A 21977-nucleotide genomic window follows, 5' to 3' on the forward strand; every position below is an offset into this window, starting at 1 on the left:
TTGGGGTGCGGTTCAATCACGCCCTTATTTTTATTCATTTACCAGCCTTTGACCACACCGTCTTTAAATTGGTTTTTGGCTTCGGATTCCACTTCATCAGACTGATAGGCTTGAACGAAGTTTTTGATAGCGTCCGAGTCTTTGTTATCGGCACGGGCAACGATGATGTTCACATAAGGCGAATCTTTGTCTTCAACAAACACGCCGTCATTGGCGGTTAAGCCCACTTGACCGGCATAAGTGTTGTTCACCACCGCCAAATCCACGTCATCTAAGGCACGAGCGGCGACTGATGTATCCACTTCTTTGATTTCAAGTTTTTTGGGGTTTTCTACGATGTCAAGCGATGTTGAGAATAGGTTGGTGTTGTCTTTTAGCTTGATAAGCCCTTGTTTTTCAAGCAAAATCAATGCACGAGCTAGGTTTGACGGGTCGTTTGGCACCGCCACGATAGCACCGTCTTTAAGCTCGCTTATGCTTTTGATTTTTTTAGAATAGCCTGCCAGTGGATATACGAATGTATTGCCTACGATGACCAGATTATCCAGTTTTTTCTCTTGGCTGTCTTTGTCAAGATAGGGCTTGTGTTGCATGGCGTTGGCGTCTAGGTCGCACTTGGAGACAGCGGTGTTGGGCAGGGCGTAGTCGTTAAACTCAACGTATTCTACCACCAAACCATATTTTTCTTTGGCGACTTTGGCAGCCACTTCGGCAACTTTATGTTCAGGCCCGCTCATCACGCCCACTTTGATTTTGTTGGGGTCGCCAGCAGGGCAAGCGGTTGTGGTTGCCGTTGTGGTTTGGGCGGTTGTGTCGGTTTTGGTTTCGGTTTGGGCAGGTTTGTCGCCACCACAGCCAACTAGGGCAATGCCTGATGCCAAGGCACACAGACCAAAAAATTTGTTTGCTTTCATAAGAGTTCTCTGTTTAAAAAGGAATGATATTTATCTGTTTGTCAATTTAAAATCATTGGGCTTCTTGCAAAACTTAGAATTAAAGAAAACCGTTCGTGGTGAGCTTGTCGAACCATGAAAAGGTTTTCTTTCACCCGAAGGCATAGCTTAGAGCGAACGGAAAACCTAGTATTGCAAGAAGTCTATTAAATTTATCAAATGACAAAATCATGACAACAATAAATTTTAGCATATTAAAGCAAAAAATTAGCCAAACTTCAATATGAATTTTGGCTAAAATTTTAACAAAAGGTTATGCCATTTTGGCATATCATCTGTGATCAAACCGCTCGGCAAGCATATCCCCCACTTTTTGGCATATCATGACAATCGCCACGATGATGACGGTCGCTATCCATTTGACATAGACCATGCCACGATGTTCGCCATAGCTGATAGCCAGATTGCCTAGACCGCCACCGCCGACCACACCTGCCATGGCTGAGTAGCCGATGAGCGAGACGAGCGTGAGCGTTATGGCGTTGATGAGTATGGGTAGGCTCTCGGGGAAGTAGTATTTTGTGATGATTTGCCAGTTGGTCGCCCCCATGGCGTGAGCCGATTCGGTCAAACCTGTGGGAATCTCGGCTAGGGCGTTGGCAGTAAGCCTTGCCACAAAAGGAATGGCGGTCATGGCAAGTGGCACAATGGCGGCGGTCGTCCCCAGTGTTGTCCCCACAATCAGACGAGTAAAGGGCAACAAAATAATGAGCAAAATGATAAACGGCACCGACCGCCCCACGTTGATAATCACGTCCAATATGGCAAATAAGGGCTTGTTTGTCAAAATCCGCCCCTTGCCCGTCAAAAACGCCAAAAACCCAAGCGGTAACCCCACCAGCACCGATATGGCGGTAGAGACCAACCCCATATAGACCGTCTCGTAAGTGGACTTATAGACCATTTGCCACATTTGGGGGGTTAGCTCGCTCATAAAGCCTTGATAAATCTCATGCCACATAGCCTAACACCTCAAATCCAACATGATGTTCTGTAAAAAACGCCAACGCCTCCACGCACGCCGTCCGCTCGCCAATCATTTGGCTAATGGTTACGCCAAACTTGACACCGCCCACATAGTCCATTTGTGAAGTCAAAATGTTAAACGCCACGCCAAATCGCCGTGTCGCCTCCGAAAAAAGCGGACTGTCCACCGTTTTGCCACTAAATTCAAAGCGTATCACAGGATAAGTGCCGTCCGTCTCATGGGCGTGCAGGCGTGCCAAAAATTCATCAGGCAAGCTCACATGAAAAGTCGCCTTGATAAAGTCATGAGCAAGCTCGGTTTGGGGATTGGCAAAAATCTGCCCCACCGTGCCTTGCTCCACCAACACACCCTTGTCAATGACCGCCACTTTATCACAAATGCGTTTGACCACGTCCATTTCGTGCGTGATGAGCAGTATGGTAATGCCAAGTTCGTTGTTGATTTTTTTTAACAAATCCAAAATCGCCCCTGTCGTGGCAGGGTCTAAGGCACTGGTTGCCTCATCGCAGAGCAAAACTTTTGGGTCGGTTGCCAACGCTCGGGCAATGGCGACACGCTGTTTTTGACCGCCTGATAAGCTAGACGGATAGGCGTGATGACGCTCGGATAAGCCCACGAGTTCAAGCAAGGAGCTTACCTTTTGTTTGATGACGTGTTTGGGTGTGTCAGACAGTTCAAGGCTTAAGGCAACATTGTCAAACACCGTGCGAGATGAGAGCAGGTTAAACTGCTGAAAAATCATGCCGATATGACGGCGAGCCTTGATAAGGGCGGTGTTGTCTAGGCTCATCAAGTCCACACCGTCCACAAAAACGTGTCCTGTCGTGGGGCGTTCTAGGAGATTGACACAGCGAATGAGCGTGGATTTGCCCGCTCCGCTGGCTCCAATCACACCAAAAATCTCGCCCTTTGCCACCGTCAAATCGGTCGGTTGTAGGGCGGTAAAGGTTGTGGGTTTGCCGTCTTTTTTTATGGCGAAAGTTTTGCTGACGCCTTGTAATCTTATCATAATGGGTAAATTTGGGGAAATTGGTTATTATAGCATGGATTGGGCGGGTGTTATGGCAAAAATTGATGAATTAGCAGGGCAATCGCACTATATTTAATTTTTAGCAAATAAAATTATGTTTTTAAAGAAATTGGTAATTTTTAGACATAAATTATTTAAAAACTCACCAAACCAATTACACTTTGAATAATTTATTAAAAATATATTTAGATAAAATTAACTATAAATACTAAATCTGCTTGATTTTTAATCAATTTTATGTAAAATTTTGTAGTGCAATTGCCCTAGATGAATTAGCAGGTTAGCGATGATAATTTGTCAATATCAAAACATCAATAACACCTGTCAAAAAATAAAGTTTTTGCACAGCGAATTGTCCAAAAATTACCCAAAATCAACACTTCTCCCCACAATTACGCACAACCACGACAGTTGCAACAATGGCGTAACATTTTTAAAATTTCTAGGGTAAAGCACGCACAAGACTGCCGATGACTTTACATTTTGTGGCTATCACACACCCCAAAAATCCCCTATCATACACCCATCGCCAACGAGAAAATACCAAATGAATGCTTGATATCTGTTGGACCAAGATGATAAGCATGAATGACGTAGCGTGGTTGGTGTCGTGGGTAAAGCCAATTTTGGACGATTTTAATGATGATTTGTTAGGTTTATTTTAGTTTAAATAAGACATGACAACATCAACATTAAAATGAAAATAGAGTTTCACTTTACCTTAAATCAGTAAATAACCAAGTAACAAATCCATCTTTAATAAGGAATTCATCATGAGTAACTATGACAATATCGATCGTGACGTTGTAAAAAATATGTCTGACGAAGCAAAAGCAGACCTAAACGCTGACCCAATCACAGGTGAGCCAGGCTCACATCCAGTGGGTACAGCCGTTGGTGGTCTTGGCGGTGCAGCTGCAGGTGCAGCCATCGGTGCCTTAGCAGGTCCACTAGGGGCGTTGATTGGCGGGGCTGTGGGTGCAGTCGTTGGTGGTGGTGCAGGCAGTGCCGCAGGTGAAGCCTTTGACCCAACCATCGAAGAAGCTTACTGGCGTGCTCACTATGCCACATCGCCAAGCTATGTAGCAGGCTATGATTATGACCGTGACTACCTACCTGCTTATGCCGTAGGTTATGCCAACCGTCCACGCTACCCTGCTGACGCTCGTTTTGAAGATTATGAGAGTGATTTGGAGCGTTCATGGAATGAAGTTAAAGGCGAATCACGTCTGGCGTGGGAACAAGCCAAACTTGCTGCTCGTGATGCATGGTATCGTGTGAAGTACTAATAAGTACTAAATAAACAGAAGTTAAATTTGCCTGATTAATTTTAATTGGGTTCATAAAATAAACCACCTAAATATTCTATATTTGGGTGGTTTTTTTGTGCTGTTTTATCATTGTAAATTTTGGTTATTGCCATTTCAAATTTTAAAAACACCCCCATTATATAAACCCACATTTATCAAAATATTAAGCAAATAAGGCACATCATGGCACACGAATACATCAGTATCAAAGGGGCAAAAACCCACAACCTAAAAGACATCAACGTGGACATTCCACGAGATAAGTTGGTCGTGATTACGGGTTTGTCAGGTTCGGGCAAATCATCGCTGGCTTTTGATACGCTCTACGCCGAAGGGCAAAGACGTTATGTGGAGAGCCTGTCTGCTTATGCTCGCCAGTTTTTATCACAAATGGAAAAGCCTGACGTGGATAGCATAGAAGGCTTATCCCCTGCCATTGCCATTGAACAAAAATCAACCAACCACAACCCCCGCTCCACCGTCGGTACGATTACCGAAGTGTATGATTATTTGCGTTTGCTGTTCGCTCGTGTCGGCACGCCCCATTGTCCTGAACACGGCTTGCCCATGGTCGCCCAAACGGTGAGCGAAATGGTGGACGACATTCTTGCCAAACCTGACGGCACTCGGCTCATGCTCCTTGCCCCTGTCGTGCGTGAGCGTAAGGGCGAGCATATTGCCCTGTTGGAGAGCTTACAGGCACAGGGCTTTACCAAAGTTCGCATTGACGGGGTGGTCTATGACATGGACGAGCTACCCACGCTTGCCAAAACGCACAAGCATACCATAGACGTGGTGGTGGATAGGTTTAAGGTGCGAGATGATTTGGGTAACCGTGTGGCGGAGAGCTTGGAGACCACGTTACGGCTAGGCTCGGACATTGCCATTTTGCACGATATGGACGATGAGAGCGAGACCGTGCTATCCGCCAAGCACTCTTGTCCTGCCTGCGATAGAGCGGTGAGTGAGTTGGAGCCACGCCTGTTTAGTTTTAACAACCCTGCTGGGGCGTGTCCGTCTTGTGATGGGCTTGGCAAACGCCAGTATTTTTCTGCCGAGCGTATCGTTACCGAACCTGCCAAGTCCTTAAATCAAGGGGCGATACACGGTTGGGACAAACGCCATGCTTATTATTTTGGGCTACTGACCACCGTTTGCACGCATTTTGGCATTGACATGGATAAGCCGTGGCAAGACTTAACCAAAAAAGAGCAAACCATTATCCTAAACGGTTCGGGCAAAGAAAAACTGACCTTTAATTTTACCGATGAACGGGGGCGTAAAACGACCAAAACCGTGCCATTTGAAGGGATTTTGCCCTACCTAGAACGCCGTTATCACAGCACCACTAGCAACATCGTGCGAGATGAGTTAGCCCAATATTTATCTGACACGACTTGCAACGTGTGTAACGGCGTTCGCCTAAACGACATCGCCCGTAACGTCAAAGTGGACGGACGGGGCGTGGGCGACATCATTGCCCTGCCGATAGGGCAAGCGTGGCAGTATTATGAAAACCTACACATCGGCGGACATAAAGGCGAAGTGGCGGATAAGATTTTTAAAGAAATCCGTGAACGTTTGGGCTTTTTGACCAAAGTGGGGCTAGAATATTTGACCCTTGCCCGCTCTGCCGAGACCTTATCGGGCGGGGAAGCCCAGCGTATCCGTCTGGCAAGCCAAATCGGGGCGGGACTAATGGGGGTCATGTATGTGCTAGATGAGCCGTCCATTGGCTTGCACCAACGAGACAATGACCGCCTGTTATCCACGCTCACGCACTTACGAGACCTAGGCAATACCGTCATTGTCGTGGAGCATGACGAAGATGCCATTCGCACCGCTGACCACATCATTGACATTGGCGTGGGGGCAGGCGTGCATGGCGGACGGGTGATTGCCACAGGAACGGCGGACGAGATTGCAGGTAACGATAATTCATTAACAGGGCAATATTTATCGGGCAAAAAACGCATTGAGATTCCCAAAATCCGCCACAGTGCCAAGACAGGCGAGATAAAAAAAGGCAAAAAAACCGTAACCGAGCCTTTGTATATCCGCCTAGACGGAGCCAAGGGCAATAATTTAAAAAATGTAAACCTACAAATCCCAATCGGCGTGATGACCTGTATCACAGGCGTATCAGGCTCTGGCAAATCCACGCTCATTAACCGCACGCTCATGCCACTGTCCGCCACGCACCTAAATAACGCAACCACGCTTGTGCCTGAGCCGTATGACAAAATCACGGGGCTTGAACACCTTGATAAAATGGTGGACATAGACCAGTCGCCAATCGGTCGCACACCACGCTCCAACCCTGCCACTTATACGGGCGTGTTTACGCTCATCAGAGACCTATTTACCCAAACCCCCGAAGCTCGGGCAAGGGGCTATAAGGCGGGGCGGTTTAGCTTTAATGTCAAGGGCGGTCGCTGTGAAGCCTGTCAAGGAGACGGCATGATAAAGGTGGAAATGCACTTTTTGCCAGACATGTATGTGCCGTGCGACGTCTGTGCAGGCAGTCGCTACAATCGTGAGACCCTAGAAGTCCACTACAAGGACAAATCCATCTCGGACGTGCTTGCCATGACGGTAGAGGACGCATTGGTGTTTTTTGAAGCAATTCCTGCCATTCATCGCAAATTAGAAGCTCTTATGCAAGTAGGTTTGGGCTACATTCAGCTTGGGCAATCCGCCACAACCCTATCAGGGGGCGAAGCCCAAAGGGTCAAACTTGCCAAAGAGCTTGCCAAACGAGACACAGGGCAGACGCTTTATATCCTAGATGAGCCGACCACAGGACTGCATTTTGAAGACATTGCCAAACTGCTTGACATTTTGCACGCCCTGCGTGATAAGGGCAACACGGTGGTGGTCATTGAGCATAATTTGGACGTCATCAAGACCGCTGACCATATCGTCGATTTGGGTTATGAAGGCGGTTCGGGTGGGGGCGAGATTGTCGCCACAGGCACGCCCGAACAGGTGGCACAAGACGAAAAATCGCATACAGGGCGGTTTTTGAAACCGATATTGGAGAAGTAAGAAATAAAGAGTAAAAGCCCTGCTGACCGAAAGTGGGGCGAATTGCATTGGAGATAACGATGGATTTTAGATATACAAGTGATGAGTTTGAGCAAATTAAGCCATTTTTAAAAGATTTATTTAACCAATGTAAAGATGATGGGAATTTTAATAAATATAAAAATATTCTATCTGCTTTTATTGATGTATTAAACTTTTCTAATGAATTCCTTAAAGACATTGACGATTATATTAATACAAAAGAAGTTGTTTATTGTGTATCTCAAAGATATATTTCTTTACAAACTAAACTGGCTAAACTTCAAACTTTAATTGATGATGATGTATTTGGAGAAACAAATAGAATAGAAAAACTAAAACACGATATTATTGGCGACTTTTTCATAATCAACTATGAATGTTTGTATTGGTATATATTTTATAAATATGAAAATATTAATCATTCTGCATACAATAAATGCAAGTCAATTGTGCAAATATTTGAGCAAAATATTTCTGTTTTTGAACAAGGAGTGGCTTTTGATTTTGTTAAAATAGCTACAAATACCCCAAAGTTTGCTTATGATAAATATATGCAACACAATGGAGATATTTCTCAAAAATTAAGTAATTTAGGTGGTTTTATAAATGAAATAGAAAACAATAATTTAAAATGTGAAAACTTAAAGTCAGAAATAAAAAACATAGAAAACAGCCTACAAAATCAACGCCAAGAATTTAATTTTATTGGCTTATCAAATGCTTTTCAAAAAATGAAAGATGATAAAAGTAAAGAATTGATAAAAGAAAAAAGATTTAATTGTTTTTTAATGACAATTATTATGATTTCTCTAATTTTAAAGATTGTTTGGTCTTTGAAGCAAGTTGGATTGGGAGAACTTAATTTAAATATTTTGATAATAGTAATCACATCTTTTATTGTTTTTATTGGTATTTTGCTCTACTTTTTTAGAATATCACTATACAATATAAAAGCTATTCAATCACAGATTTTACAATTGGATTTACGATTATCTTTATGTCAATTTATTCACAACTATGCAACTGACAGCAAAGAAATGCGTGAAAATATGAAAGAGAGTTTGGAGCGGTTTGAAAGTGTGATTTTTGCCCCAATTGTGGCAACTGATGACAAAATTCCAACCACACTAGATGGTATGGACCAATTAGGAAAATTGATTGATATGGTCAAAAAACCGTAGTGTATGGCAAAAGCAGTGCGTGTTACGCACTTTACGCACACTTTGGGGTGGGTGGCTGAGAAATTTTTTTAAAAACCCCCTAGCATTTTTTTGCTAAAATTGATTAAAGTCAAAATCTATTAAAATACTTAGGAATGCGATGTATTTATTCGATACCCACACCCATTTTGACGTACCCGAATACGACAACAAGCGTGATGAATACAATCACATCGCCTTTGCTCATGGCGTGCGTCATGTGGTGCTTATCGGCTATTTGGCAAAGTATTTTGACAGAATGAGACAGGTCAAACACCATGCCGATAGCCATTATCCAATTAAGCACCATTTGGCGTGTGGCTTGCACCCGTTATATATCAAAGAGCATGGCGATGATGATTTAATTCTGTTGGATAATTATCTAAAAAAATATCCCAACATTGCCATTGGCGAGATAGGGCTTGATACTTATCCTGATGAATTAAAATCGGCGGATAGTTATGATAAACAATGCCGATTTTTTATAGAGCAAATAGGCTTATCCAAAACGCATGATTTGCCTATTTTATTGCACATTCGTAAATCGCACGCTGATACCCTAAAACTCTTAAAAGCACAAAAATATAACGCCCATAATCAAGGCGGTATTGCTCACAGTTTTAGCGGTGGCGAAAATGAAGCGTTGCATTTTTCCAAATTGGGTTTTAAAATTGGCATTACAGGGCAAATCACCAACCCCAATGCCAAAAAATTACGCCAAGCGGTAAAAACGGTATTTGATAAAATTGGCGTATCTGCTTTTGTGATTGAAACCGATTGCCCTGATATGAATCCTATCCCTGCTCAACTGGGCGGTAATTATTTTAATGAACCCAAAAATTTAATATATGTTTTAGATGAATTGGCGGTGTTATTTAATATGGATAAAGAAACCTTGGCATATCAACTTTGGCAAAACAGCAATGAGGCATTTAAAACTAATTTTGAATATTATTAAATGATTTTTTAATGGGTTTTTCCGTTCGTGGTGAGCTTGTCGAACCATGACGAAAAACCGTTTCACCCTTCGACTTAGCTCAGGGCGAACGGTTTTTTTAATTCGCTTAATTTATTTAAAAATCAATAAAATTTAAAGAGTAAAATAAAATGACCAACCGCAGATTTACAGGCACACGCACGCTATATCAAGATGATTTTGATAAATTTACCAATGCTCACGTTGTTATCATCGGTATCGGTGGCGTGGGGTCGTGGGCGACAGAAGCCCTTGCCCGTACTGGCGCGGGCGAGCTGACGCTCATTGACATGGACGTGCTGGTGGAGAGCAACGTCAATCGCCAACTGCCCGCCCTAACCGACACCTTTGGCGAATCAAAAATTGGCGAGATGACAAAACGAGCAATCGGCATTAACCCCAATATCAAAATCAATGCCATTGATGAATTTATCACGCCTGATAATATTGGCGAGTTATTACCAAATATTGAAACCATAAAAGACTACAAAGTCAAAAAAAGACCGCTTGTTATATTAGACTGTGTGGATGACATAAATGCCAAATTAGCAATTGCCCTATATTGCCGATTCAATAAAGTCAAGCTCATTATCTCAGGCGGAGCAGGGGGAAAAATTGACCCTTTGCAAATAAAAGTGAGCGATTTAAAAGACGTGTATCAAGACCCCTTACTTGCCAAATTACGCCAAAACCTAAGAGATAAAAATATCAATAAATCTTTAAAAGAGAAGTTTGGCATGAAATGTGTCTATTCGTCCGAACCCTTAAAACTTGCCAATGCCTGCGAGAGCGGACTTAACTGCGGTGGCTATGGCTCGGCAGTTACGGTAACGGCAAGCGTGGGCATGATAATGGCAAGTGAGTGCTTGAAGATGATTGGTAATTTTTAACTTTATCTGTTATTATCTTAATTTGGCAATGAATACATTCACAAAAAACGAAGTTATCTTATGAAAATTTTACAATCTAAGCATTATCATCCAAAAAAGATTTTTAATGAAGTCTATATGGATAATCAATATCAAATCGTGGCACAGGATTTGGAGCGTTCTACGTCCACGCATGACAACCCTTATTATCAACTTTTATCGTCCATTTTACCTAGTGTTGATTTTCATGATATGGTGATTAAAAAAGAAAGACTGGTAGATTTTGTTAAATGTACCGATTATCATCCTGTGGCGTTTGACAAAAAGAACCATGTATTTTATGAAAATGAAATTTGCTATTTTTATGATAAATATGGCTTATTTATTGTCGCTAGCGAAAACCTAAGCAATGAATATGACAAAACCATTATTGAATCAGGATTTTTGCGAATAGACCATATTTTTTATGACCCAAGAAATGAGCATTCATTAATCAATATTCGCACCTTTTTTAATGAGTATTTGCAAAAATACACATCAAAAGATAGTAAAGTATTGCTATTATTAAAAGAAGGGCGAGATTTGGTATTTAAGCATCAAGGCATTAAGCCTTATACGCTTGATTTGCAGACAATGTATAATGACGACTTTTTGCCTGTTCATGCTAAAATTAAAGATGAATTGACACAAGGAAAAAAAGGCGTGGTATTATTGCACGGCTTGGCAGGGACGGGCAAAACCAATTATATCAAATGGCTCACCGCCCAAATTCCCGATAAGGATTTTATCTTTGTGCCTAATAATATGATTGGCGAGCTTGCCAAACCTGAATTTATGAGTATGCTCATTGAACAAAAAAATTCGGTATTAGTATTAGAAGACTGCGAAAATTATATTGCCGAGCGTGTGGGCGGTGGCAATCAAACGGATGTGGTGGGCATTATTCTAAATATCGCTGATGGGATATTGTCAGACGTATTAGAATGTCAGTTTATTTGTACCTTTAATGCCGATTTAATGGATATTGACCATGCTTTATTAAGGCGTGGGCGACTCATTGTTGAATATCAATTTGGTAAATTGTCCATTAAAAAATGCAATGCCTATCTAAAATCCATTGGCAAAGACATCACGGTGGACAAAGAGATGACCCTTGCCGAATTAACCCATATTGATGAAAAAGAATATAAAGCGGTTGATGATAAAAAAGTGGGATTTGGGTTTGTTTAAATCTATTGGTGTTAAATTTTAGATAGATGAATAAGGGCAATTAAATTTGCCCTTATTTTTTATTTTTAAAAATATGTTAATTACCCTTAATAAATACCAGCATATCCATAACGCTGATTATTCACTTTGGTGGTAAAAGTCATGCCATAGCGTAAATGGGTGTTATCATGCCATTTATAAACAAAGCTGTATGGTTTATAAAATTGATGTGTGCCATACATGAGCGTTAAATGCAGTCGCTCTAAATCGCTAATGTCTTCGGTGATAAGGCGGTCATTATCAAGATAAATAAAATGGCATTGCGACTTTGCTTGTGGCGTGGTAAAAATTTGCTCACTAAAATGATAGTGGCAATATACCGCTTTATCCTGTCTGATATTAGGCGGAGCATAGCTGATATAATCCACGTCATTAGGAATGTGGGGTGCTAATTTGGGATTGACGTGCTTGGCGTGGTAGTTAAGATTGGAGATATGGCAATTATCCGCCCCCGAGTGCGTATTTTGGATTTGATTAAATTCATCTTGGATTGTTTAAATGGTTTGTTTGTCGCCAATCACATGAAGGGCAGGCATATCAAAATCATGATTGGTCATATAATCCGCCCCATGTTTTAGGGTAATCTTACTTAACTCTTTATGCGTACACATGTCATAGCTGATATGTGTAAATTGGCTTTGGTTATTGGATAATAGAATCATGGCGGTAATCGCCACGCATGATAAGATGATAAGTAAGGGGGCGATAAGTTTCATAATTGGTAATTTTTTAATTTATCCTAAATTAGCCAAACAATTCTGTCAAGGGTGGGCGCGCCTGTTTAAACGGATATTTTCATTACAAAAATTGAGTTAAAGTGTTAAGTTTTGACCTTACTTTATAAAAATGTTATCAATGGTGGGCACGCTCTAATCATGAACAGGCTCTTAAAGTCATAAATCGCCATGCTCTCATACCTTACCATGCCTTAATAAATAAGATGGTAGGCGGGGCGGTCTAAGGTATGAAAAATAACCACCGTTCGGCTCATGACTTCCTAGCCTTTTAAAACTGATACATGATTCAAATTTGAATCATCTAATTAGATTGCCCCAATCTAAGTCCATCTAAACCTTAAAATACATTCTCAAACTGTCATCAAATGCCGTGTTTCATCATCAGTTAGGCGGATTTCATCGCCATTTAAGCCGTGTTGGTCTAATACCTGCCAAGTATCATCATAATCTTTGGCGAGCATTTCCTGCACCGTTAAACCCTGCTCGTGGGCTTTGGCAATAATGGCTTGTTTGATGTGTGGTAGCAAGTCAATAATCATGGGTTTTTCTCTTGGTGTTGTTGTATTTCAAGGGCTTTTTGATAAGCACTATCTAAAATAAATTGGCTCATGTTCACGCCCAACCGCTTGCTTGCTTCATCATGGCGTGGAGCGTGGTTCTAAGATGAATGCGTTCGGTAGCTGTCATGGGGTTGTCCTTGTGTTTGTTGTGCGTACATTATAAATTTAATCACACAACCAATCAAGGCATTTTCCCAATCTGGGGGAAAATGGGGAAAACGTGGGGAAAATGACGTAAAGCCTTTATTTATGGGGCTTGTAGGGGTTTTTAGTTTACTTTCCTACTTTCGCCATTTGCTAGGTTTTATTTTATTTTTGGCGGTGTATTTGTACAACCATATGATTTTATTAGGCTTATTTGGTGTGCATTTTTTGTTAGGCGGTAGGCATTGAATGGCGGTATCTGCAAGGATTTTTTGGTATATTGTGATGGCGAACTTAAATACCAACAAAATTCATGGATAGCAATAGATTATGGTGGACAACCAAAGACAAGGAAAAGAGATATAAGTTAGAAAAATCAAGGGCTATCGCACAATGTGAGATAGCCCTAGACTGCTGTATGGTCGGAGTGGCGGGATTCGAACTCGCGACCCCTTGCACCCCATGCAAGTGCGCTACCAAGCTGCGCTACACCCCGAATAGGCGATTATTATAGCAGGTTTTTGGCAGATTGCAAGCGATTTTTAAATCATGTTTTGATCGTAAAGCAAAACCGCCCAATGAGATTTGAGCGGTTTTGTATGACGGTTCATCACGCCTGATTGTCATCAGATGATGGGTTATCAAGTGGAGCGTTGTCATCGGCTTTGGGTTTGCGTTTGACGACTTCTGCCTTCTGGGCTGCCTTAGATGTTCTTTTGGCGGGGGTTTTGGCAGGTTTTGGGGTTTTTGCTTTGGCGGGCTTGGGCTTTTTGGGCGTTACCAAATTTAAAATCCCTGTTGGTTGTAACAGCTGACCTGAGACGCTCTCAATCATGTCCTTATAGCTGGTAGGACTGGTTTTGGTGGTCTCATCACTTGCCTTATCACTTGCTTTGGGGGCTTTGGAGTCTGACGTTTGACCATCGTCTTTGGGTTCATCAGCTGGGCTGATGATGTCATCCAAGGCTTGCACCAAAGATTCTAAGGCGGATTCTGCGGATTCTAACACTTTATCCATGGTATCGCTGGCAGACTCTAACAAGCTCGGCTCGGTAGTGTCATTTGTGCTAGGCTCTGTCTTAGGGGGTAAAGGCTCAGCCATGTCGCCTGCTGGCAGGTCAGGGCTGTCCACAGGCTCAGGCTTGTGAGCTTCTGTGGCAGGGGCTGCCGTCTCATCTGCTACTACATTCGGGACAGATTTGCCTACCGTCTCATCAAGGATAGGACTTGTGCCTAAGTCAGGGTGCTGACCACGGGGGTCGTTGCTGGCACGCTGAGCGATGGGACGTGGTATGGCTTCGGTTTTGCCTTGTCCGATGTGCCATGCACGCTGTGCGGTGGTATGCTCGGCAAAGTCTGCCAAATACTCGTCTGAGAGTGGGGCATAGCCATAGTTGGCGAACTGCTCGGCAAACGCCTGTTCGAACGCCTGCTCGCCGTCTGTCGCAGAGTGGGTCTCTGTGGGTTTGTCAGCGTGAATGGTATCTACCGCACGCAAAAAGTGTGCCACAAAGTCGTCACGCCATGCTTGGGGCAGGGTGTCGCCTAACACGCTTTGGATAAACTCGCCTGCCGTGCCTGTGATGGTCGGGCGAGTTGTAGTGGGGGCTGGCTGTGCTTTGGTCAGACCGAGCTTCTCACGCAGGGCGACTGCCACGACTCGGGGGTCGTTGATTGCCTTGTTCATCTCTTGGGCGAGCGTGGTTAGGCGTTCTGCACTCACGACATTGGCAGTGGGTGCGTCCGTGCGCTGTATCATGTCATTAGCATGGGTGCTCACTTCATCTACTTGGGTGGATGTGACTTGCCCTGTTTGATTTGCTCCTATATCATCGGCAGGTGCAGTAACAGGGGCGGTAACATCACCATCCACACCGATGGTCTCTGCCACCACTTCTGCTTGCACTTCTGTTGGCACCGCCAAGTCTGCCACGTCGCTGTCTTTGCTGGGTTCATCGGCAGGTTCGGTTTTTTCGGCTCTTTCGACCTTGGTGCGTTTTGGTTTGGGTTTGCTGTTGTCTAGCGAGACATGCACCACATCGCCTGTCATCTCAGGCTCGGTGATGGGGCTGATGTGTAGCACCACTTCATCAGGATTGGCAGATTTATGTGTGGTGCGGTCAGCTTTGGTAGGTTTATCAGTGCCTTTATCTGCTCTTGGCTCATGTTTTGATTCTGGCTTTGATTCATGGGCTTGGGGCTTGGCTGTTGATTTGTCCGCCCCTTTGTCCGTTTTGTCGTGAGAGATTTTGCCTGACTGATGACTGTTGGCATTCACCATGTCCGCTTTGTCGGCAGGTTTTAGTGTCTCGCCACGCACCGTCTCGCCACGAGGTTCACGCTGAGAGTGTGGCTCACGCTTGGGGTAGTAGTCCTGCTCTTTTTTACGGCGTTCGGCTCTGTTTTTGTCCTTGTCGCCTTGGGTATCACGGACACCTTCACGCTTTTCTGCCTTGTCGTTTTTGTCATCATTGGCAGGTTTGGATTTTTTCTTGTATTTGTCATCACGCTCGGTGCGGGTGTTACGCTCGGCTCTTTCTGGCTTTTGTGGGGCTTCTTTGGACGTGGTTTCGCTGGGTTTTGGTAGGTTGATTTGTCCAAATGCACCCAAGCTACTCGCCCCACCATTGACGATGGACTCGATGGCAGCGGCAGCGTCTGCGTTATTTAGGGCATGAGTAAGGCGTGCCTGTGGCTTAGGAGCGAATAGGTTGGACAGCCATGCCACAGCTTTGACTTCTTGGGACTGTTTGGGGGTCTCTTGGGGGGCTTTATCTCGTTTATTATCGCCTTTTTGGTCTTTGGCTTTGGCGGTGGCATTATCTGCCTTTTGCCAACGGTTTGCCACCGTGGTCGGCTCATCGGTTTTGGTTTGCCAATTCACTTCATAACCACGGTCAATGTTTTCACGTTCTTCAACATCAACAATCCGCTCATAGCTTGCTGGGGCAAAGCCGTCTGGGTTGAAGTGTAGGCTAAAATTGGGCGACTCTAAGTGGGCGTGCGGTAAAACGGTAATGCGTGTGCCTGAGTCTTGTTCTAGATAGACAAGGCTTTCACGTTTTTCGTTCAGCAAAAAGGCAGCAATCTCGGTCGGCACTTCGGCTTGAATCTCGCCCATACGCTCTTTTAGGGCAATCTGCTCGATTTGTCGCATGATAGACAGAGCCAAAGAACGCAAATCCCGTATCATGCCATTGCCATGACAACGTGGACACAGATAGCCTGTGGCTTCTTCTAGGGACGGACGCAGACGCTGACGGCTCATCTCCATAAGACCAAATTTGCTAATCTCGGCAAACTGCACTCTGGCACGGTCGTAGCGGGTGGCATCAATTAAGCGTTTTTCCACGTCTTTTTGGTGCTGTGGGTCGTTCATGTCAATAAAGTCAATGACAATCAGACCGCCCATGTCTCTTAGGCGTAGCTGACGGGCAATCTCATCGGCGGCTTCTAGGTTGGTGTGGTAAGCGGTCTCGGAGACGTCCGAGCCTTTGGTGGACTTGGCGGAGTTGATGTCGATTGCCACCATGGCTTCGGTTTGGTCGATGACGATAGAGCCACCAGACGGCAGACGCACTTCACGCTGATAGGCGGTTTCAATCTGACGCTCAATGCCAAAGCGGGTAAATAGGGGTTCATAATCGGTATATTTACGCAATTTGCCCATTTGGGTTGGCATGACAGACGCAATAAAGTGAGCCGCTTCGTTATAGGCGTTCTCAGAGTCAATCCACACTTCGCCGATGTCATCACGCAGATAATCACGCACGGCACGAGTAACCACGCCTGCTTCTTGGTGAACAAGGCAGGGGCTTGGGCGAGTGCGGTTTTGTTCTAGGATAGATGACCACGCATCAAGCAGGTGGTTTAGGTCGTTTTGTAGGTCATCAAAGCCCTTGCCAATCCCTGCCGTGCGTACAATCACACTCATGCCACGGGGTATTGATAGACTGGCGATGATTTGCTTCATTTCATCACGCACTTTGCCTGAGATTTGACGGCTGATACCGCCCCCTTTGGCGTTGTTTGGCATGAGTACCAAATACCGCCCAGCCAGCGAGATGTAGGTGGACAAGGCTGCCCCTTTGTTGCCACGTTCTTCTTTTTCGACTTGAACGATGACGCTGTCGCCTTCTTTGATGATGTCTCGGATATTGTCGGTGCGTGGGTTGCCTTTGAGATACTCAGGGGCAATCTCACGCAGGGGCAAAAAGCCCTGACGAGCCGAGCCGTATTCCACAAATACCGCTTCTAATGACGGCTCCACACGGGTAATATGCCCCTTGTAGATGTTGGCTTTTTTTTGTTCACGAGTGCGATTTTCTAGGTCAAAATCGTAAAGGTGGTGGTCTTTGCACAGTGCCACACGAATCTCTTCGTTGTGGGTGGCGTTGATAAGAATGCGTTTCATGATGTTCCTTAAAAAAGTAAACATCAAGGCGGTAAGATAGGGCGTTGCCTATTAGACAAATGGTTGGGCTTTATGGTGTGTTAGGTTTGCAAAAATCGGATACATGAGTATCCTTGTTTTGGCTTTTTACAATAAAAATCTACAAAACTAAAAACCCATTTGGTAAATGATTACCAAATCAGTTCAACGCCTAAAAAATTGGTTGGGAATAACCCTTAATCATACAGTCATCGCTTGCACCGATCAGACCAAACAGCGGATTCTACAAAAACAGTGTTTGTCTTGTGTTTTTGTGTGTGTTTGGCAAAAAATCTTACGCACCTTGATGTGCAAAATAAAAAATTGGGTGGGCTACCTGTGATGAATATAAATAATCAATACCAAGATTATGTTTGGTATTTTTAATCAAAACGCCATTTTTGGCAAAAATTTCACTTTTGTCATCACTTTATTTGGTAACGTGCTAAACTATATCAGATTTACCCAAATTTTCCTATCAAAATTTTAAAAATTTAACAATATGACCCAAAATTCCCCCAAAACGCCCCAATCGGCTGATGATGTGATTAGCGATTTTAGCCGTGTCAATTTTTTGACCGTAACTGCCAACCAAGACGGACAACGCATTGATAATTTTTTGCTCGCTCGCCTAAAAGGCTTGCCCCGCTCGCACCTATATAAGCTCATCAGAGACGATGAAATTCGTATCAACAAAAAACGCTGTAAGCCCCATGACCGCCTAAGTGTGGGCGATGTCGTGCGTGTCGCTCCCATTCGCCTATCGTTGCGTGATGAGCCTGTGGTGTCAGATGACTTTGCCAAAGGCTTGCTTGGACGAGTGGTCTTTGAAAATGACGGCTTGATTGTGCTAAACAAACCGCACGGCTTGGCGGTGCATGGCGGAAGTGGCGAGAGTTTTGGGGTGATTGAAGCCATGCGAGTGGCAACGGGCAAAAAATATTTAGAACTCATTCACAGGATTGACAAAGACACATCGGGGCTACTCCTTATTGCCAAAAAACGCAGTAGCTTGAAAGACTTACAAGCCCATTTTAGAGAAAAAACCATACAAAAAGACTATCTGTGCGTGGTGCATGGGACGGTCAAGAGCGGTCAAAAAATAGACAAGCCATTACTCAAATACACCCTAAAAAATGGCGAAAGACGAGTTAGGGTAGATAAAGACGGCAAGCCGTCCCAAACCGTGATAGAAGTCTTGGCAAATTTTGAGATAGACGGCATGGCGGTAAGCCTTGTCAAGGCAAGTCCCTTGACAGGACGCACGCACCAAATCCGTGTGCATATGGCAAGTATCGGTCATGCCTTGCTTGGCGATGACAAATATCAGTCGCCCACGCAAGCAAGCCTTGCGACTCAAAAAGGCATAAAACGACTGTGTCTGCACGCTTGGCGGATTGCCGTGCCAAGCGATGACGGTGTACAGGTGTTGGAAGCGGATATGCCCGATGATATGAGGGGGATTGTGGGGGATAGGGTTTGGGGTTATAACGCCTAAGATGCCATTTTATTTGGTCTTGGTTTAAAAAGTACACTATACAAAATGAAAAAGTACCACGGTTTCCGTTCGTGGTGAGCTAAGTCGAACCATGACGGAAACCGACCCGCAGGCATAGCTCAGGGCGAACGGTTTTTGTAGTAAAATACAATTTTGTTGGCTGTAAGTAGGGTGCGTACCACGCACCTTTTTAAAAACTATCGTTTTCAATCAAGGTATTACCCCATTGTTTAAAATCTGATGATACTACCAAACCCAACTACGCCATAGGATTAACAAAATCAATGGGTAAATGCATAAAATCCTTTTCATTTCTGCTTACCAATATCAAATCATGACAAATGGCGGTTGCTCCGATGATTGCGTCTGGGGTTTTGGTTTTCTTGATACGGCGAATGTCAGCACTTTTAAAAATAATCTCACGGCTTACATCAAGCCATATAAAATTATCTTGCAAAAATGTTTTGGTTGCGGTCAAATCATCATCATTCATATCAAAAGACAAAACTTCCGATACGGTAATGGTAGAGATTGCCAAATTACCACGATGTTTATCCAAAAAGTTTACGGCTTGTGGCATATTTGCCAAATGATAAATGATGATATTGGTATCAATCAAATACATCATTCACGCTCCCACTCTCGCACCCATTCACTGCGAATTTGACGTTCATATTCCAAACCGTCAATGCCCCTGCCTTGCAAAATCCCTGCAACCGCCATAAGGCTATCTTTTGGTTTCTCTCCGCTCAATGTGCCGATGACTTTACCGTGATTGGTAAATGCTACTGTTTGCCCTTGTTCTACCGCTAGGATTTGTTGTTGAACCACTTGGGGCAATAGGCTGATTTCTATAACCATAATGTTACTCTTTGACTTTGATTTAACACCCCCATTGTAAAACACCCACCACCCCAAATCAACCCAATTTCCCCAAAAAGCCCTAGACAATTTGCCAATTTTATTTTACAGTAGTCATTTATATTTTTTGGAAAAACCGCCATGAAACCTGTAATGATAGACACGACCGCCCGCCACGAAGCCATTGCCAAATCCATTTCTGACACAGGGCTGTCCCGTGATGAACTAATCGGAGCGATAGACTTGGGATCAAACAGTTTTCACTTGGCAATCGCTCGGCTTGACCATGGCGAAGTTCGCCGTATCGCCAGCATTTCTGAAAAAGTGCAATTAGGGGCAGGGCTTGATGAAAACAACGTCCTATCTGAGGAAGCCATGGAGCGTGGCATTGACTGCCTAAAACGCTTTTTGCCCCATGTCAGCGAAATCAGCCCCGACCGCCTAAGGGTGGTGGCAACCAACGCCCTAAGAAAGGCGGTGAACGCCCAAGAATTTATCCGCCGTGCCAATGCCTTTTTGCCAAAGCCCATTGAAGTCATCGCAGGGCGTGAAGAAGCTCGCCTTATCTATCTTGGCGTGTCGCACTCTAACGCCAGTACCGACAAACGCCTTGTGATTGACATTGGTGGGGGCAGTACCGAATTTATCATCGGACAAGGGTTTGAACCCATTGAAATGGAAAGTTTGCAAATGGGCTGTGTGTCTTTTACTCGTAAATTTTTTGCAGACGGGCGTATCAGCGAGCGTGCCTTTGACGGGGCGATGACGGCAACCCAAACCGAGCTTTTGAGCATTGCCAAACGCTACAAAAAAACAGGCTGGGATAACGCCATCGCGTCATCTGGCACAGCAAAGGCGTGTAAACTTGGGCTAGAAGAGCTTGGATTTGCCAAAGATGTCATCACGCTGGACGGCATGATAAAATTAAAAAAACACCTTATCAAACTTGGCAACATTGACAAAATCACCTTTGAAGGGGTAAAAGCTCATCGCCAAGCGGTATTCCCAGCAGGAGTGGCGGAGCTTTTGGCAATCATGCAAACGCTTGATATTAAAGAGCTTTATTATTCAGACGGGGCGTTGCGTGAAGGCGTGATGTATGACATGCTGGGGCGACTTGATAATGAAGACGTGCGAGACCGTTCGGTGTCCGCCCTTGCTGAGCGGTATTCGGTGGATTTTAAGCAGGCAGGGCGTGTCATGACGACTTGTGGGCGACTGTTTGATATGGTCAAGGCGGATTTGGGCTTTGATGATGAAGACAGGGACTTGCTCCGCCGTGCGTCCAACTTGCATGAGATTGGGCTTGCCGTGGGTCATAGCAACTATCAGCGTCATAGTGCGTATTTGTTGGAGTTCTCAGACATTGCAGGCTTTGCTCAATCAGGGCAGGCGAGCATGGCTCAAATCGCTCTAAACCACAGACGAAAACTTAAATCCGAAAACCTAGATATTATTGAAAACCTAGGCGGTCGCAAACTTGCCTATTTGTGCCTGATTTTACGCCTTGCCGTTACCGCCAACCATTCTCGCACCATAAAATCCGCCCCCATTTATCTGTCGGTCATGGATAAAGACAAAGACCATTGGAAAATCACGCTAGGCGACGGCTTGCACAAAGAGCTTATCAGCACCCAATTGACCGCCGACATTGCCCAGTTTGCCAAATGGGGGGTAAAGTTGTCGGTGGTGGGGTAAATCCATGACCGCACACAAGAGCAATGACAACATTCCAAGCCGTATGAGTATTCCCTTACCATTTGTCATCATGCGTGAGAATGTCGACAAAGAGCAACTTGTCGAGCAATATGGCAGAGTTTTTCAAAATGCTTGGCGGATTTATGGTTTCTTTATGATAATGATGATAATGCCAATAGCATGGTCGTTCATTGGTGGTGCGACACCAGATGATTTAATAGACCCCTTTCCAAACCAACAACACATCATGTTATAATACCCATTTAACCTTAAAAAACCAAGACATGACACCCAAGCAAGCTGAAAAACTAAACGACAGTGAGTTTAAACGATACTTTGGTATAAAAAGAACTACTTATCAACACATGCTTACAATACTCCAAG

The 21977-nt window shown here is 44.1% G+C and carries 18 protein-coding genes and 1 tRNA gene; 9 read left to right on the forward strand and 10 right to left on the reverse strand.

Annotated elements, in window-relative coordinates:
• Positions 1 to 38 precede the first annotated feature (38 nt).
• The 3 genes from B5J94_RS08010 to metN all read right to left on the reverse strand — a co-directional run bounded on the left by B5J94_RS08010 (position 39) and on the right by metN (position 2950).
• Positions 39 to 914, reverse strand: a complete 876-nt coding sequence (locus tag B5J94_RS08010) for a MetQ/NlpA family lipoprotein (protein WP_062498923.1) — start codon at positions 912 to 914, stop codon at positions 39 to 41.
• A 310-nt stretch (positions 915 to 1224) separates the two neighbouring features.
• Complete coding sequence (locus tag B5J94_RS08015; protein WP_062498922.1) at positions 1225 to 1914, reverse strand: methionine ABC transporter permease; 690 nt, start codon at positions 1912 to 1914, stop codon at positions 1225 to 1227.
• On the reverse strand, positions 1904 to 2950 hold the full coding sequence (gene metN, locus B5J94_RS08020) for a methionine ABC transporter ATP-binding protein MetN (protein WP_062498921.1): 1047 nt from the start codon (positions 2948 to 2950) through the stop codon (positions 1904 to 1906). Before metN ends, B5J94_RS08015 begins: the two co-directional genes overlap by 11 nt.
• Positions 2951 to 3744: 794 nt before the next feature.
• Between metN and B5J94_RS08025 the strand changes: the two genes are divergently transcribed.
• The 6 genes from B5J94_RS08025 (at position 3745) to B5J94_RS08050 (ending at position 11624) form a co-directional block, all read left to right on the forward strand.
• The gene (locus B5J94_RS08025; RefSeq protein ID WP_062498920.1) at positions 3745 to 4260 is read left to right on the forward strand and encodes a hypothetical protein; all 516 of its coding nucleotides are present in this window, start codon (positions 3745 to 3747) and stop codon (positions 4258 to 4260) included.
• 204 nt (positions 4261 to 4464) lie between these two features.
• On the forward strand, positions 4465 to 7329 hold the full coding sequence (gene uvrA, locus B5J94_RS08030; protein WP_062498919.1) for an excinuclease ABC subunit UvrA: 2865 nt from the start codon (positions 4465 to 4467) through the stop codon (positions 7327 to 7329).
• Positions 7330 to 7388: 59 nt separating this feature from the next.
• A complete protein-coding gene (locus B5J94_RS14800; RefSeq protein WP_062498918.1) occupies positions 7389 to 8531 on the forward strand; it encodes a hypothetical protein in 1143 nt (380 codons plus the stop codon).
• Between the two features lie 139 nt (positions 8532 to 8670).
• A complete protein-coding gene (locus tag B5J94_RS08040; protein ID WP_062498917.1) occupies positions 8671 to 9507 on the forward strand; it encodes a TatD family hydrolase in 837 nt (278 codons plus the stop codon).
• 149 nt (positions 9508 to 9656) lie between these two features.
• The gene (locus B5J94_RS08045; RefSeq protein WP_062498916.1) at positions 9657 to 10415 is read left to right on the forward strand and encodes a tRNA threonylcarbamoyladenosine dehydratase; all 759 of its coding nucleotides are present in this window, start codon (positions 9657 to 9659) and stop codon (positions 10413 to 10415) included.
• Between the two features lie 60 nt (positions 10416 to 10475).
• Entirely contained in the window at positions 10476 to 11624 is a 1149-nt protein-coding gene (locus B5J94_RS08050; RefSeq protein ID WP_062498915.1) for an AAA family ATPase, read from the forward strand.
• Between the two features lie 86 nt (positions 11625 to 11710).
• On the opposite strand, the gene B5J94_RS08055 is transcribed toward B5J94_RS08050, so the two are convergent.
• From B5J94_RS08055 to B5J94_RS08075, 5 genes are all read right to left on the reverse strand, one after another.
• Positions 11711 to 12031 (reverse strand): hypothetical protein, encoded by a 321-nt coding sequence (locus tag B5J94_RS08055; RefSeq protein ID WP_062498914.1) that lies wholly within the window; start codon positions 12029 to 12031, stop codon positions 11711 to 11713.
• Between the two features lie 126 nt (positions 12032 to 12157).
• Entirely contained in the window at positions 12158 to 12379 is a 222-nt protein-coding gene (locus tag B5J94_RS08060; RefSeq protein WP_062498913.1) for a hypothetical protein, read from the reverse strand.
• A gap of 371 nt (positions 12380 to 12750) precedes the next feature.
• Entirely contained in the window at positions 12751 to 12939 is a 189-nt protein-coding gene (locus B5J94_RS08065; RefSeq protein WP_062498912.1) for a hypothetical protein, read from the reverse strand.
• Between the two features lie 584 nt (positions 12940 to 13523).
• Positions 13524 to 13600 (reverse strand) — tRNA-Pro (locus B5J94_RS08070).
• Positions 13601 to 13714: 114 nt separating this feature from the next.
• Complete coding sequence (locus B5J94_RS08075; protein ID WP_062498911.1) at positions 13715 to 17518, reverse strand: Rne/Rng family ribonuclease; 3804 nt, start codon at positions 17516 to 17518, stop codon at positions 13715 to 13717.
• Between the two features lie 520 nt (positions 17519 to 18038).
• Here B5J94_RS08075 and B5J94_RS08080 point away from each other — a divergent pair.
• On the forward strand, positions 18039 to 19034 hold the full coding sequence (locus B5J94_RS08080) for an RluA family pseudouridine synthase (protein ID WP_062498910.1): 996 nt from the start codon (positions 18039 to 18041) through the stop codon (positions 19032 to 19034).
• Positions 19035 to 19293: 259 nt separating this feature from the next.
• Here the strand turns inward: B5J94_RS08080 and B5J94_RS08085 are convergent, their stop codons facing one another.
• Together B5J94_RS08085 and B5J94_RS08090 are read right to left on the reverse strand one after the other, a co-directional pair.
• Complete coding sequence (locus B5J94_RS08085) at positions 19294 to 19662, reverse strand: type II toxin-antitoxin system VapC family toxin (protein WP_062501520.1); 369 nt, start codon at positions 19660 to 19662, stop codon at positions 19294 to 19296.
• Positions 19659 to 19895 carry a hypothetical protein gene (locus tag B5J94_RS08090; RefSeq protein WP_062501521.1) on the reverse strand — a complete coding sequence of 79 codons (237 nt, stop codon included), beginning with the start codon at positions 19893 to 19895 and terminating at the stop codon, positions 19659 to 19661. Before B5J94_RS08090 ends, B5J94_RS08085 begins: the two co-directional genes overlap by 4 nt.
• A 141-nt stretch (positions 19896 to 20036) precedes the next feature.
• On the opposite strand from B5J94_RS08090, the gene ppx reads away from it, so the two are divergent.
• Together ppx and B5J94_RS08100 are read left to right on the forward strand one after the other, a co-directional pair.
• Positions 20037 to 21593, forward strand: coding sequence for an exopolyphosphatase (ppx, locus tag B5J94_RS08095; RefSeq protein ID WP_079364055.1), 1557 nt, complete (start codon positions 20037 to 20039; stop codon positions 21591 to 21593).
• A gap of 4 nt (positions 21594 to 21597) precedes the next feature.
• Positions 21598 to 21849 carry a hypothetical protein gene (locus B5J94_RS08100; RefSeq protein ID WP_079364056.1) on the forward strand — a complete coding sequence of 84 codons (252 nt, stop codon included), beginning with the start codon at positions 21598 to 21600 and terminating at the stop codon, positions 21847 to 21849.
• Positions 21850 to 21977: the final 128 nt, after the last annotated feature.

The sequence above is a fragment of the Moraxella lacunata genome, from assembly GCF_002027545.1.
GTDB classification, from domain to species: domain Bacteria; phylum Pseudomonadota; class Gammaproteobacteria; order Pseudomonadales; family Moraxellaceae; genus Moraxella; species Moraxella lacunata.